We start from the raw sequence: 15,008 nt of genomic DNA, 5'->3' as shown, positions 1-15,008 counted from the left end.
TTGCTGTTTTTCTCAACCCTGAATACCGGCATGGTGCTCACCATCCTTTTTCGCAGGCTCCGTTTTTTTCTTCGGACATTTGCGCGGACGATCTTCGCTGTCCTCCCGTCGATGGTATTTGCCGGTATCCTGCATCATGCGTTCAAACGCCTGAAGGCGTCCCTCTGTAAAAAGCGTCATTCGATCACACCCCATTTCTTAAACAACTTGAAGAGATGATTCTTTCCCTTGCAGGTCACTCTCGTCTGCTGCACCAGTTTTCCGCTTCTGCCGTAGCAATCCCGGACAATAAAATAGCCCCTTGCAGATTTGTCTGCAAAAGGCATCAGCCAGCCGCTTGGACTGCGGTACAGATAGCGATGATCCAGTAAGAGAGCTACTGCCGTCTTCTCCGGGATTCCGATTTCCTTACAGAAATTCCGGATGCAGGTACAATCCTCCGAATTCACAAAGGTGTCGAAGTAGTCTGCCTTGGGCTGTGCCGCATCCAGCTGTTTGCGGATACCCTCAAGCTGCTCTCTCTCGGCCACAAGCTCCTTCGCCAGGGTGTAGATGACCTCCGGATGCTGAATCACCTGATCCAAAATAGAATCGCTCATATACACACCATGCTTTCGGATGGACGGGAGAACTTCATCAAACACCCAGTGTTCAAACCGTTCTGCCGATGGCAGCTTGCTGTGAACGATCAGCCGGTAAACATCACCTTCCGTGATAAAGGAGATTTCAACGACCTGCTCTCCAGCATCTCCATACTGATTCACCTTCTGAACGACCCCCTCGCGTTTCGTTAGGGGGCCTCTACAATGGCGTTTCACTGCGGCGTAGGGATTCACATATCCCAACGCTTTCGCCACGTCGCTTGCACAGAAGAAGGTCTTGCCTGCCTCCTGTAACAACCGGATCGAACCAAACTCCTGGTTCTCAAACACCTCCATCATCTGCCTCGACTGTCCGCCATGACTGCCCACATCGGTGTCATGGGTCTTCTGATTGAAATCCGTCATACCTGTTACCTCCTGCTCAAATTTGTCTCGCCGGATTTCGGGCGAAAAAAATAGAGCCTCGACCCATTCTCGTTTTCAAAGAATGAGCCAAGGCTCTATGTAACAGGATACCTGATATTATTTTTTTGCAGAATTCGTCAGAACTCGCCAAACGAACCTGACACTGTTTTTCATTCCGTTTCAGCCAGATGTTTGCCGAAAATCTGTCAAGGATATGGGGCGAATTTCCCCTCCAAAATGGCCTTCTGTAAACCCATTTTCCCACCCATTAGGCTCAAAAATAGGCCGTAAACCCATGGTAAACCCATCAAAATGGACTAATTTGAAGTCAAATTTTCTCAAATTTCACCATCGGAATCAGGTGATTTCAGGCATAGAAAAAGCCCGGAAAATGCCATATTTCCGGGCTTTTTTAGCATTTTTAAGTTGTAGATTATCGCTTGCTGAACTGCGGAGCGCGACGAGCTGCTTTGAGACCGTATTTCTTACGCTCTTTCATTCTCGGGTCACGAGTTAAGAAGCCAGCTTTCTTCAGTACCGGACGGTAATCAGCGTCTGCCTGAAGAAGTGCTCTGGAGATACCGTGTCTTACAGCACCTGCCTGGCCTGTAAAACCACCACCACGTACGTTTACAAGTACATCGAACTTATCAACAGTCTCGGTTGCTACGAGCGGCTGACGTACAACTACTTTCAGGGTCTCAAGACCAAAGTACTCGTCGATGTCTCTTTTATTGATTGTAATCTTGCCGGTTCCCGGTACAAGGTATACTCTAGCGATAGATTTTTTTCTTCTGCCTGTTCCGTAAAATTTGTTAGCCATTATTGTTTCCTCCTTCCAGTGCCTTTAATTAAAACTTGATTTCTAAAACTTCCGGCTTCTGAGCTGCCTGCTCGTGCTCCGGACCTGCGTATACATGAAGTTTCGTAATCATGCTTCTTCCTAAAGGTCCCTTTGGAAGCATACCCTTAACTGCTAACTCAACAACCTTCTCCGGCTTCTTAGCCATCATTTCACGAAGGGTTGTCTCTCTCATACCACCTACATAATCAGAGTGATTGTAGTAGATCTTCTGATCCAGTTTCTTACCAGTTACTTTGATCTTCTCTGCGTTTACTACGATTACGTAATCGCCGCAATCCATGTGCGGGGTGAAGATCGGTTTGTTCTTACCTCTTAATACTTTTGCTACCTCAGATGCAAGACGACCTAATGTATATCCTGTAGCGTCAACTACATACCATTTTCTCTCGATTGTTGCTGGACTAGCCATAAAACTCTTCATTGGTTGACCTCCTGTTTTACTTCCTATAATTGAGATTAACTATATCATGAAATGCCTGCTCCGGGGCTTTGGTGCCGGCATATCCCGACTCACGTCATACTGACATATTATATTACACCGTCCCGGACGTGTCAAGCGGTTTTTCCTTGAAAATACAAGGTTTTTTCAACGATTTTCTCAAGGAATTTACAAGGTAAGTGCGTTTCATCCCATGCGCATGATATACGCACGGGATACACATGAAAAAGGAAGACTTCCTCCTCTCAGATTCCATCTTCCTTTTTCGCCGCTTTTTAGGTTGGTAATGAACTTTTTCTCTTTTCTCAAGAGAATTTATTTGAAGGAGACTGGGAAATCTCCGTCAAACCTTATTTTTCGATAAAACCATTCCTGCAATGGCAGAACCGATTCTGCCTATTTCTGCTTCTTCGCTTCCAGATAATCATTCAGCTCCGTATTCAGGACATTGGTGATGAACATATGTCCCGGTGCGTGGGTAATGACTAACGGAAGTTTTGCATTTTCAATCGCTGCCTGCGGGGTAACGCCGCAAGCCCAGAATACCGGGATCTCACCCTCGCGGATCTCGACCGGATCGCCATAGTCTGGTTTGGAAATATCCTTGATACCGATCGCTGCCGGATCGCCGATCTGGACCGGACCGCCGTGTACGTTTGGATAACGGTCTGTGATCTCTTTGGCTTTCTGTGCGTTTTCCGGTGTCATCGGACGCATGCTGACAACCATCGGTCCCTTGAACACGCCGGCACTCTCGCACTGGATGTTGGTCTTGTACATGGAAACATTGCAGCCCTGCGCGATATGGCGCACTTCAATGCCGGCTTTCATAAGCGCCTCCTCAAAGGAGAAGCTGCAGCCAATCAGGAATGCAACCGAATCTTCTTTCCAATAAGAAGAAACATCTGTCACCTCATCGACTTTCACGCCGTCACGGTAAATGAAATATTTCGGGATGTCCGTCACGATGCTCGCGCCTTCGCCCATATCGTGGATATCCGGTGTGCCCTCTACGACTTCCAGGATTGGGCACGGTTTCGGGTTCTTTCTTGCAAATTCTTTAAAATCATCGGCGTACTTCTTCGGCAGGATAACCAGATTTGCCTGTGCATATCCGGCACACATGCCAGCCGTCGGGCGGGTAATCTCGCCAGTCCGAATCAGTTTCCATACTTCCGGTGGTGTCATTTTGCTGTAATCTGCCATATACGTTCCCTCCATATCTTTCAATGCATCTGAGGTTTATCTGAATCTCTCAGTCTCTTCCTCTAATTCAACCATATATTCAGTTCCATCGATCACAACCCGGTAGGTTCCAATCGGATTCCAGTATTTCTTCGACTCACATCCAACCGCTACCTGAATCACTGCATCAAGTTCTCCGCACGGTTCCGGTACTTTTGCCAGTTCTTCTTTGAGTGCTTTGAGTTTTTCCACCTGCTCAATGTAAAGCTTCTGCGCTTCCTCAACCGTTACTTTCTGGAAATGTACTTTATAGCCCGGTCTGGACTGTGCAACCAGCGGAAGATCCACAGAGATAACGCCAGCAATCTTCGTATAACCGCCGGTGGTCTGATGATCCGCCATCATGATAATCGGCTGTCCGTGGGACGGCACCTGAATCGCACCAAAGGCGATACCGTCTGTGATAATATCGCCGCCATTTTTATGCTCGATGACCTCGCCCTCGAGACGGCAGCCCATACGGTCGGACTCATTCGTAAATGCATATGTGCTGCTTAAGAAAGTCTCAACACCTTTCTCAGTAAAGCAGTCATCCTGCGGTCCCATGACAACGCGGATGGTTTTCTCCGTCTGGGAGAAGTCCTCCGGCGTCACTTTTCTCTTTCTCATATTTGGAAGGGTCGTCTTCGGAGCGGCAAAACCAATCTCGTCTCCGCCGCCGATCTTTCTTCCCTGATAACCGCCCACTTTCAGCTTTAAGTTGGTGGATTTGCTGCCCATCTGTACCGGGATGTCCAGTCCGCCTGCCACTGCAATGTACGCGCGGCTTCCGCTTGTCATACCGGCAAAGTTCATGGAATCGCCCTTATGTACTAAAACCGCCTGGTACATCGGAAGATCTTTTCCATTTACCTTCGGAACCAGATTGCCGCCTGTTACTGCGATAATATTATCTTCTGTAAATTCCATCATCGGTCCCATCAGGGTTACTTCCAGAACCGCCTCGTTTTCATCATTTCCCACTAAAATATTCGCGATCGCTGCGGAACGCTGATCCATAACGCCTGATACAGACATACCGGACTCCTGATAGCCGGTGCGTCCCATGTCCTGTACGGTTGTGAGGAATCCGCCGCTTGCAAACTTAATGCCCATCTTTATACCTCCTTATCGTACACAACGTATTTGTAGGTTCCATCTTCGACTTCTTTTTCGATCTTTTTATACTCTTCCTCGGTTACTGCAGCAAACTTGATATACTGTCCCGCTTCCAGAAGCACTGGTTTCTCGCGGTCTGCATCATAGAGTTTTAACGGAGTCCGTCCAATTAACTGCCAGCCGCCCGGAGATGCTACCGGGTAGATACCGGTCTGCTCACCGGCGATACCGACGGAGCCGCCCTCAATCTTCACTCTCGGGCTCTTCAGACGCGGGGTTGCGATCTCTTTGCTCATACCGCCCAGATATGGGAATCCAGCGATGAATCCAATCATGTAGATTAGATATTCTTCAGATGTATGAATCTTGATGACCTCTTCCACGGTCTTGTGATTGTGCTCCGCAACATTTTCAATATCCGGACCCATCTCTCCGCCGTAGAGAACCGGAATTTCGATAACGGTTGGCGGCGGAATCGGAATGCTGGATAAGGAACCCATCAATTTATCAAATTTTTCTGTGAGTGCCTTGAATCCGATCACTTCCGGATGATAATGTACTAATAAGGAACGGTATGTCGGAACTGTCTCCACAATTCCCGGTATATCGCTTTTTTCAACCGCAATCTTGAATGCGCGGATTTTCTTGTTGATCTCCGGGCTGATTTCATTGCCAAACTCAACGCACACAGCGCTGTCGCCCGCTACAAGGTATCTTACCTCGCTCATATATACCTCCTGTCAGATAAACGAAGCCCCCGCCTGCCTGTTCTGCCTTTCTTCGAAAAACCTAAAAACTGCTTCCGACCCAACAAGCCAGTTACAGGGAAACGCCCGGCAGACCTGCTGCCATAAGCCAGCCATCTGCGTGCTCATCCAGCCAGTCCGCCGGGCGCCTGTCCGTTTAATCGTTTTTTATTATTTTACCACATTTTTCGCGTTTTTTCATTCATTAACCAAAGATGGTAAGAATCTTCGGCAGAGCCTTGATTCCTGAGTAACCGGTCAGAAGGACAACGCATACACCAAGTACGATGAGTACGGTCGGATGTTTGTAATTTTCACCGACGATATCTTTCCTGCGGCTTGCCAGAAGAATGACAAGCAGTGTAATCGGAAGAATCAGTCCGTTTACGGAACCTGCCAGAACCAGAAGAGTTGCCGGCTGTCCAAGTAATGTCATGATAACGGTCGATACAGCGATGAAGCCGATAACGAACCATTTCTCATTCTCCATGATGAACGGATGCAGGGTCTTTAAGAAGGATACGGATGTATACGCTGCACCGATGATGGAGGTGATAGCTGCAAACAGGATAACCAGACCGAAGATCTTGTAACCGATGATGCCTGCGCCTGCCTTAAAAGCTGCTGCTGGCGGGCTTGCTACCCATGCTTCGCTTCCAACAACTTCCGGAGTTGCTGTAACAACGCCTAAAACTGCGAGGAACAGTAAAATTCTCATAATACCCGATACGCTGACGCCCATTAATACGGAGCGGCGAACGTGCGGAAGATCCTTGGTTCCGGAGAAACCTGCATCCAGAAGACGATGGGCACCTGAGAATGTGATGTAACCGCCGCAGCTTCCGCCAAGCAGGGTAATAATCGGGAATACCAGGTTCGGGAATTCGTTCAGATGTCCAACGCTGCTGATTGCCTCAACAACCGGAGGTTTGGAACGGAATGCTACATAAAGTACGGTAACAATCATGATGCTTCCTAAGTATTTGGTCAGCTTATCCATGAAGTTTTTCGCATCCTTGGATAAGAAGATCAGGATACCGATGACACCGGCTACAACGGTTCCGACTTTCAGCGGGAAACCGAATACGATATTAAAACCGGTTGCGGCGCCGCCGACGTTACCGATATTGAATACCAGACCGCCGAGAGACACAAGGAACGCAATGAAATATCCGAGTCCCGGAACAACTTTATTTGCGATATCCTGTCCACGCATACCGGACACACCGATGATGGACCAGATATTTAACTGGGTTGTAACATCCAGAAGAATGGTACAGATGATTGCCAGTGCGAAAATAGAGCCGTACTGACCGGTAAAGGTTGCAGTCTGCGTCAGGAAACCAGGTCCGATCGCGGACGTTGCCATCAGGAACGCGGCGCCAATCAGGGCTGTCGTGTTCGCATTACTTTTTTTCTTTTCTCCCATATTTTTCTTCTCCTTATATACGTATTAGCGGAACAGATTTTTAATCTCCACTCCCTCGGCTACCAGGGTCTCACGAATGTTCTTTACGAACTCCAGCGCTTTTGGATTGTCTCCGTGTACACAGATGGAATCTGCCTTGATGGAAATGTCGTTTCCGTTGATGCTCTCAACTTTTCCTTCTTTTACCATTCTTACGACACGTTTGATTGCCAGATCTTTATCTTTGATGACTGCTCCCGGAAGTTTTCTGGAAACCAAGGTTCCGTCATCGTTATATGCACGGTCTGCGAACACCTCGCTCGCTGCCTGTAAACCAACCTCCTCGGCTGCCTTGATCATCTGGGATCCTGCCAGACCCATGAAGATGATATCTTTATCTACTTCATAGACTGCTTCACACATCGCTCTCGCCAGCTTCTCATCAACAGCTGCCATGTTGTAGAATGCGCCGTGCGGTTTTACGTGCTGGATTTTTACGCCCTGGCTCTTAGTAAATGCGCTCAATGCGCCGAGCTGGTATTTCAGATATGCTTTCGCTTCTTCCGGAGTTACCACCATGTTTCTTCGACCGAAGCCCATCAGATCTGGAAATCCCGGATGTGCTCCTACTGCGGTTCCGTATTTCTTTGCCAGTGCGATGGTCTTATCCATAACCATCGGATCACCTGCATGCCATCCACAGGCTACGTTGGCGGAAGACACGTACTGAAGAATTTCTTCATCCATACCAATCGTATAGTTACCGAAGCTCTCACCTAAATCACTGTTTAAATCGACATAAAACATGGTTCATTCCTCCCTTTCTTAGCTCACACATCTCATTTTTGCGGCTTAGCGTTTCTTCTGTCTGTTTTCAACAACCATCGGAAACTATTTTTAAGATGAGATGTTTTTTGTATGTTCCCCTTGTTTTTTTGCTTCTAATGATATTTTATCTGACTTTTATGTATTTTTCAATCATAATTTTAATATTTTTTAAAATAATTTAATTTATATACAAAAATCGTGCAAAAACGCACGTTTTAGGCGTGCGTTTTTGCACGATGTGATTTTTTGCACTCTTTTACCATTCATTCCTGCACCCGGTTTACCAGACAACCATTTTCATCCTTCCTCCTGATACAGTTTTTCTGCTTTTTCTACTTCTCCCCGTCTTCCCGCTCCATCTTCCGTTTCATTGAGAACCGGGTGACGCCGAGCAGCGCCGCCGCCCGCGTCAGGTTATTGCCGGAAAGTTTCAAAGCCTCCGACATATATCGTTTCTCCAGCGCCGCGACCTCCTGCTCAAGGTCGATCGGTCCTTTTTTCAGATCTTTCAGATAGATGCAGTCCCCGCTCTCCGGCCTTGCCTCCCGCTCGACCGGCGCCAGCTCCACGTGTTTTTCCAGGATATTTCCCTGGCTGAAGAGAAAACAGCGCTCAAAAATATTTTTAAGCTCCCTGACATTGCCCTTCCAGTCGTACAAGAGCAGCTCCCGCATGAAATCCGGATCCACTTTTTCGATATTGCGGGCAAAGGCTTTATTATAATAGTCAAGGTAATAGTCACAGAGCACCGGGATATCCTCGCGCCGGTCACGAAGCGGCGGAATCTCGATCTGCATGACATTCAGCCGGTAGAACAGATCCTCCCGGAATTGCCCCGCCTTGATCGCCTCCTCGAGATTTCTGTTCGTCGCCGCAATGATCCGAACATCGACCGCCGTGTCCTCCAGCGCGCCGATCCGCTTAAATTTCCGGTCATCCAGGAAGGTCAGCAGTTTCGTCTGCATCGCCATCGGCAATTCGCCGATCTCGTCCAAAAAGACCGTACCGCCGTCCGCCAGCTCAATCAAGCCCTTTTTCGTCTTGAGCGCCCCCGCAAACGCGCCGCGCTCGTAGCCAAAGAGCTCGCTCTCCATCAGATTTTCCGGAATCGCACCGCAGTTAATGCGCACCATCAGGTTATCCTTGCGGGCGCTGTTCGCATGAATCTGCCGCGCCACAACTTCCTTGCCCGTTCCCGTCTCCCCGCGCAGGAGTACATTGACCGACAAATTTTCCCCCAGCACCTGAATAAGGTGCCGGATCCGGGCAGCTGCCTCACTGACACCTAAAAACTGCGGCACATCGCCTTTCAGGAAGACGAGTGAATCCCGGTTGCGCTTCTGCTCCAGACACCGTTTGATCAGCATATCGATCTCATCCACATCAAACGGCTTTAAAATATAATCATATGCGCCGCGCTTCGTCGCCTCAACCGCCTGGGAGACGGAGCCGTACGCCGTCATCATGATGACCTGCAGTTCCTCATCTGCATTTTTGAAATTGACAATCTCATCCATCCCGACACTGTTTTCAAGGAGATTGTCGAGAAGGAGCACCCCCGGATGATATTTCCTGACAAACTCCAGCCCTTCCTCGACGGTTGCGGCTGAATAGGCATCATATCCCCTGTCTTTCAGTCCTTCCTCCAGTGTATAGCGAATCAGAAATTCATCGTCCACAATCAAAATTCGATCCATGTGCATCCTCCTCCCTGTTTCATAACATTATACCCTAAATACTAAATTCGTGAAATACCTCATTAAATGGTCACACTATACCATTTTCCCCGGAAATCTTAAAACCACGTCTGTCCCTACCCCCGGCTTGCTCACGATCTCCATCGTTCCTCCATTTGACTCCACCAGGCGGCTCACGATTGAGAGCCCAAGCCCGGTTCCGTTGATGCTCTTTGTATAAAATGGTTCCAGCGCCTTGGAAACTTCTTCCTCCGTCATGCCTTTTCCGTTGTCCCGCACCGTCACAAGCACTTCTTTCTCCTGCGCGGCTGCCATGAGCTTGATCTGTCCCTCGCGGTCCGGTACCAGCGCCTTCAGGCTGTTGCTGATCAGGTTGTGGATGATCTGACGGAACTCATTTTCATTGAGACTCGCCCTCAGTCCCTCTTCTGCCTCCACCAAAAGCGATGCGCGGCGGCTGTCCGGTCCTTTCGCATAGATCATTCCGATCTCCTTTAAAACACCGGTCACAGAAACCTCCGTTTTCAGTGATTCACGCCGGATTGACAAAGTCAGAAGATTCATGATCAGCGCCGTGACGCGGTCGATCTCATGGATCATGCTGTCACAGAGCATCTTATCTCCGTCCTTGACTGCCCTGCCCTTTAAAAGCTGAATCCCGGAGCGGATGCCCGCGATCGGGTTCTTGATCTCATGCGCCAGCGTCGCTGCCATCCGGCTGGTATATTCCATTTTCGTGTAATTATCCATGTTTTTGAGCAGTCCCTCAAAGGTAACCGCCAGCTGCCCGATCTCGTCGTGGCGGCTGACCGCCTCAAACCGGTATTTCTGATAACTGCCCTTGTTTTCCTCGATTTCTTTACAGGTATGGCTCATCCGGCGGATGGGGCGCGTGATACTGTGGGAAATGAAAATACTTGCCTGGCAGATGAGAATCAGCGCCGCGATCGCGCCAACTACCAGATAGCTCTGCTGCTCTAAGATGCGGTTCCCGAATATTCTCTCATTTATCCGGTACTCCAGCCGCCAGCCAAATGGATTTTCCCCCTCGCTGACTGCCAGCACCGATGTATTTTTCCAACGGCTTCCGACCGTGATCTCCTCACCGTCACGGTTCAGAATCCGGATCCGCCCGCGCTCAAAATTCCGGTATTTTTCCGCGATCTCCTCCTCCGGCAGACGCTTTTCCAGGAAGTGCAAATCGCGGTTTACATTCTCAAACAGCGTATCAGCCAGCTCAAGCTCACTGTTTTTCTGCATCGTGTAGCCATTATAATAGGAAATCATACTGAAACTGCCGATTACCAGGATTCCGACCAGCACAAATGGAACCATGACCTCATTTTCAATTTGTAAAAACCAATTTGAAAGACGTTTCAGCCATTTATTCATCGCTCGTTTTCGCCTCCTTCTCGCTGTTGTCTGCCACTTTCATGTTTCCAAATGCCCGCCTTTAGCAAGCACGTTTTTTCCATATACTCTCCAGCACCGGGACAAGGACAAAAACCAGGGTCGAACACAGCGTCACCGGAAATCCCCAGTAAACCGGCAGCTCACGCGGCTGAAGCAGCACCGTCCCGGCTACCCCTGTCACAAATGCCGCCCATGCGCCCGTCCTCGTCGCCCGCTTATAATAAAGCGTACCGTAGAGAAGCGGTGTCAGAATTGCTGAAAACAATCCCCAGATATCCGCGCCGAAAAACAGGCTGTTGGACGGTGGATTTAAGGAGAGCAGAAGCGCCAGTGTTCCGCCGAGAAAGATAAAGAGCTGCGTCAGGCCCAGAATGCGGTCCTCTGTTTTCTTCCATTTTCCATACTGCGCCGCCACATCGTAGGACATCATCGAGCCAATCAGAAGCAGCTGCGAGTTCGCCGTCGACATGCACGCGCCGATCACACTGATTAAGAAAAATCCGCTGAACCGCGATCGAATCAAATAATTAATCGCGTAGACAAAAATATCGTCTGAACCAAAGAAAGAGGACAGATAAGGAAACAGAATCCGAAGCCCCAGACCGATCTGGGTCAGGCAGAAATAAAAAAATGTCAAGAACACCAGCGAACAGATCAGGACTTTCCGCGCCGTCTCACGGCTCTTTGCCGCCACAATCCGGATCAGATACTGAGGATTCGCTGCCAGCCCCATACCCCAGCCAAAAAACATCGTGAGGTACATGGCAAGGCTGTAATCCTTCATCAGATTTCCAAAACTGTCCGTCCCGCTGCCTGCCGCATTTCGGTTGAACACCTCCGCGTTCGTCAGAAATCCACTTCCCTCTATTCCTCCGACCACGACAAAATAGACAACCACTATGCTGATCGTGAGCATGATGAGGTTGCCGCCGTCCGTCTTGGTAACCGAATTGAATCCTCCAAAGGTAGAATACAGAATAAACAGATAAACCAGAAAAATTGCAACTTTATAATCAATATTTAAGAGCGTCGCCGCCGCGATTCCAAATCCCTTGATCTGGATCACCAGATAAAAAACGTAACCGCTCGAGAGCAGCAGGGCACAGCAGGTCCGCAGGAGGCGGGAATGGTAGCGATCCCCGATGAACTGCGGGATCGTGAGCAGGTCGCAGTCATAGATACGCCCGCTGATAAGATACAAGAGCCCCGCGCCGATGAACCACGGGATAACTGTCACGGCGATCACTGAGGTTCCATTTTCAAAAACATTGCCCGTATATCCCAGAATGGTCGCAGCGGACACCCAGGTTCCGACGAAGGTGCAAAACAGCCGCCAGAACCCGCATTTCCGTTCTCCGATAAAAAATTTTCCAATCGAATCGCTCTCACCGAACGATGATTTTCCTATGATCAGGATAATCAGCGAATAGACGCTGAAACAGACCAGATAATCAAATGTTCTACTCATACTTACTGATGTTCACCCTCATAGATGGCTTCCAGCCAGCCTTCTTCCGCCTCCGGCTGCCGTCTCAGCCGGTAATATCCGTAGATGCTCCCCTCTTCTCCAAACGTATCCCGCACAAATACCTGTTTCGCACCATTTCGGTATGCCTGATGGATCACGCGACGGAGCACACCGTCAAGCTCTTCCGGCTCACAGCGCTCGATCGTGAGGTAGGCAAGCCCCTTCTCCGGGACATTTCTCTGATCCAGCACATAATGCCAGTGCTTATTTTCGCCCTCCAGGTACGGCGCCAGCTCTTTTTCGTACTCCAGACTTACGAGCGTCAGCCCGCGTGCCGGGATCGTAGGACCTGCTGCCGCCCGGTTTTTCTCCTCCAGAATCTCCTCCATCTTCTCCGGCGGGTAAACGCCCATACCGATCTTAACCAGCGTCCCGGCGATGATCCGGACCATATTGTAGAGGAAACCGCTGCCGCTGATGCGGATCGTAATCAGGTCGTCCGCCTTCGTCACGGTCAGGCTGTAGATCGTCCGCACCGTCTCCTCCGCCTGCGTCCGCACCGTACAGAAACTCTTGAAATCGTGCTCGCCGATGAGATAGGATGCCGCCTTCTGCATTTTCTCTAAATCCAGATTGAAATAGCAGAAATGGCTGTATAAGCGCTGCAGCGGCATATCGATCTTGCGGTTCAAAATCTTGTATTCATACGTTTTCACGCAGTTTACCTTGCGTGGATGAAAGGTAAGCGGCACCTCCTCCGACGCCTGGATCCGCACATCGTCCGGCAGGCGCTGGTTGAGCGCAAAGCAGATCTTATCACCCGGAATCCTGCTCTCGGTATCGAAAACAGCCACATTTCCCATCGCATGGACACCCGAATCCGTCCGGCTCGCCCCGATGACCTGGATATCCTCTTTTAAAAGAGAAGAAAGCGCCTTGTTTAACACTTCCTCGATCGTGACTCCGTTGGGCTGCAACTGCCATCCGCAGTAGGCGGTTCCATCGTAGGAGACCACCAGTTTAATTCGTCTCATGGTATCTATCCTCTAACTTCTAAACTTTTAAACTATCTTTTTCAAATGCGCCTTTTGAATAAAAAATGCGCCCTGACACATTCAAGCAATCACTCTTTTAAAACAAAATTCGAAGCGCGATCACGATTCCTAAATAAACCAGAAGGATCAGGTAAGTAACCCTGTCTCTTGCCTCATAATGCAGCGGCTTCATCTTGGTCCGCCCACTTCCGCCCCGGTAGCAGCGCGCCTCCATCGCCATCGCCAGATCCGTCGCGCGGCGGAACGCCGATACGAAAAGCGGTACCAGAATCGGGATCATGCTCTTTGCCCGCTGTACGAGATTACCAGATTCAAAATCAGCGCCTCTCGCCATCTGTGCCTTCATGATCTTATCCGTCTCCTCAATCAGGATCGGGATAAAACGCAGCGCGATCGACATCATCATCGAGATCTCATGCACCGGCACATGGAGACGGTTCAAGCATCCCAGACTCCGCTCCAAGCCGTCCGTGAGCTGGTTCGGGGTCGTCGTCAGCGTCATGACAGAGGAACCAATCACCAGATACATCAGGCGCAGACCCATGAAAACTGCCAGTCGCAAGCCCTCATGCGTCACTTTTAAGAACCCTATCTGGAAAATCACCCGTCCATTTGTCAGAAACAGGTTAAAGCTGATACTGATAAGTAACAGGAACACGATCGCCTTGAGTCCCCGCACGATAAATTTAAATGGTACGCGTGAGGCGCGAATCGCCATCGCCAGAAATACGGTCGCTACCGCATAGCAGAGCAGGTTATCTGCGAAAAATAATGAAATAATGTAGATCAGCGTTCCAAACAGCTTGGTACGCGGATCCAGCCGGTGAACCACTGATTCGACCGGATAATACTGTCCGATTGTGATATCCCGTATCATTGTTTCTCCCTCCGCTTGTTATACAGCGCCAGAATCGCCTCCCGCGCCTCTTCTACCGTCGTGATCGCGTCGTCGATCGGAATCCCGCGCTCCCGAAGTCCCTGCACCACATAAGTGATCTGCGGCGCAGCAAGACCGATCGCCTCTAACTCCTTGTAATGGCGGAATACCTCCTTCGGCGTATCGTCAAACATCTTCACGCCGTCGTTCATGACCATGATACGGTCCACGTAGCGCGCCATGTCCTCCATGCTGTGGGAAACCACCAAAATCGTCAGCCCGTGCTCCCGGTTCAGGCGCTCGATCTGACCTAAAATCTCATCGCGCCCCTGCGGATCGAGTCCCGCCGTCGGCTCGTCGAGGATCATCATCTCCGGACGCATCGCCAGTACACCCGCGATCGCGACGCGGCGTTTCTGTCCGCCGGAAAGTTCAAACGGGGACTGCTTATAAAATTTTTCATCCATGCCGACCAGCTTTAAGGCATGACGGGCACGTTTTTCCACCTCTTCCTGCGGAAGCCCCAGATTTTTCGGTCCGAAACAGACGTCTGTAAAAATATCTGCCTCAAAGAGCTGGTACTCCGGATACTGGAACACCAGCCCCACTTTACTCCGCAGATCCTTTAATTTATAACCCTGGCTGTAAATGCTGACACCCTGATACTTAATGTCGCCGCTGGTCGGCTTGATCAGACCGTTTAAATGCTGGATCAGGGTCGATTTTCCCGATCCGGTATGACCAATCAGACCGACAAATTCGCCGTCCTGAATCTCAAAACTTACGTGCTTTAATGCCCGGCGCTCTAACGCCGTGCCCTCGCCGTAGGTGTAGCACAAATCTTCTACCTGTATTGCCATCT

General features: G+C 49.7%; 15 protein-coding genes. All 15 read right to left on the bottom strand.

What is annotated here, in order from left to right; genetic code table 11:
• Positions 1-12 precede the first annotated feature (12 nt).
• Positions 13-180, bottom strand: a complete 168-nt coding sequence (locus DWY89_RS14315) for a hypothetical protein (protein WP_002576412.1) — start codon at positions 178-180, stop codon at positions 13-15.
• Positions 177-1,007 carry a phage antirepressor KilAC domain-containing protein gene (locus DWY89_RS03260; protein ID WP_107000766.1) on the bottom strand — a complete coding sequence of 277 codons (831 nt, stop codon included), beginning with the start codon at positions 1,005-1,007 and terminating at the stop codon, positions 177-179. Before DWY89_RS03260 ends, DWY89_RS14315 begins: the two co-directional genes overlap by 4 nt.
• 433 nt (positions 1,008-1,440) lie before the next feature.
• Positions 1,441-1,830: a 30S ribosomal protein S9 gene (rpsI, locus tag DWY89_RS03255; RefSeq protein ID WP_022358510.1), complete on the bottom strand. Its 390-nt coding sequence runs from the start codon at positions 1,828-1,830 to the stop codon at positions 1,441-1,443.
• A gap of 28 nt (positions 1,831-1,858) precedes the next feature.
• The gene (gene rplM, locus DWY89_RS03250; RefSeq protein WP_022358509.1) at positions 1,859-2,293 is read right to left on the bottom strand and encodes a 50S ribosomal protein L13; all 435 of its coding nucleotides are present in this window, start codon (positions 2,291-2,293) and stop codon (positions 1,859-1,861) included.
• A 414-nt stretch (positions 2,294-2,707) separates the two neighbouring features.
• Positions 2,708-3,517: a putative hydro-lyase gene (locus DWY89_RS03245; RefSeq protein ID WP_022358508.1), complete on the bottom strand. Its 810-nt coding sequence runs from the start codon at positions 3,515-3,517 to the stop codon at positions 2,708-2,710.
• A gap of 36 nt (positions 3,518-3,553) precedes the next feature.
• Positions 3,554-4,651, bottom strand: coding sequence for a biotin-dependent carboxyltransferase family protein (locus tag DWY89_RS03240; protein WP_022358507.1), 1,098 nt, complete (start codon positions 4,649-4,651; stop codon positions 3,554-3,556).
• 2 nt (positions 4,652-4,653) lie between these two features.
• Positions 4,654-5,382, bottom strand: a complete 729-nt coding sequence (gene pxpB, locus DWY89_RS03235; RefSeq protein WP_022358506.1) for a 5-oxoprolinase subunit PxpB — start codon at positions 5,380-5,382, stop codon at positions 4,654-4,656.
• A gap of 223 nt (positions 5,383-5,605) precedes the next feature.
• Complete coding sequence (locus DWY89_RS03230; RefSeq protein WP_118523468.1) at positions 5,606-6,829, bottom strand: NRAMP family divalent metal transporter; 1,224 nt, start codon at positions 6,827-6,829, stop codon at positions 5,606-5,608.
• A 24-nt stretch (positions 6,830-6,853) separates the two neighbouring features.
• Complete coding sequence (locus DWY89_RS03225) at positions 6,854-7,615, bottom strand: 5-oxoprolinase subunit PxpA (RefSeq protein ID WP_022358636.1); 762 nt, start codon at positions 7,613-7,615, stop codon at positions 6,854-6,856.
• A 353-nt stretch (positions 7,616-7,968) separates the two neighbouring features.
• Positions 7,969-9,333, bottom strand: coding sequence for a sigma-54 dependent transcriptional regulator (locus DWY89_RS03220; RefSeq protein WP_107000771.1), 1,365 nt, complete (start codon positions 9,331-9,333; stop codon positions 7,969-7,971).
• Between the two features lie 75 nt (positions 9,334-9,408).
• Positions 9,409-10,725, bottom strand: coding sequence for a HAMP domain-containing sensor histidine kinase (locus DWY89_RS03215; RefSeq protein ID WP_118523467.1), 1,317 nt, complete (start codon positions 10,723-10,725; stop codon positions 9,409-9,411).
• A 61-nt stretch (positions 10,726-10,786) separates the two neighbouring features.
• Positions 10,787-12,214 (bottom strand): sodium:solute symporter family protein, encoded by a 1,428-nt coding sequence (locus DWY89_RS03210; protein WP_118523466.1) that lies wholly within the window; start codon positions 12,212-12,214, stop codon positions 10,787-10,789.
• Between the two features lie 2 nt (positions 12,215-12,216).
• Complete coding sequence (truA, locus tag DWY89_RS03205; protein ID WP_118523465.1) at positions 12,217-13,248, bottom strand: tRNA pseudouridine(38-40) synthase TruA; 1,032 nt, start codon at positions 13,246-13,248, stop codon at positions 12,217-12,219.
• 97 nt (positions 13,249-13,345) lie between these two features.
• On the bottom strand, positions 13,346-14,146 hold the full coding sequence (locus DWY89_RS03200) for an energy-coupling factor transporter transmembrane component T (protein ID WP_118523464.1): 801 nt from the start codon (positions 14,144-14,146) through the stop codon (positions 13,346-13,348).
• A complete protein-coding gene (locus DWY89_RS03195; RefSeq protein ID WP_118523463.1) occupies positions 14,143-15,006 on the bottom strand; it encodes an energy-coupling factor transporter ATPase in 864 nt (287 codons plus the stop codon). The genes DWY89_RS03200 and DWY89_RS03195 overlap by 4 nt, the downstream gene beginning before the upstream one ends.
• Positions 15,007-15,008 lie beyond the last annotated feature (2 nt).

The sequence above is a fragment of the Clostridium sp. AF27-5AA genome (genome assembly GCF_003478415.1).
Classification (GTDB): Bacteria; Bacillota; Clostridia; order Lachnospirales; family Lachnospiraceae; genus Otoolea; species Otoolea fessa.
Note: the sequence above shows the minus strand (reverse complement) of the source record. Positions and strands in the feature narration are given on the sequence as shown.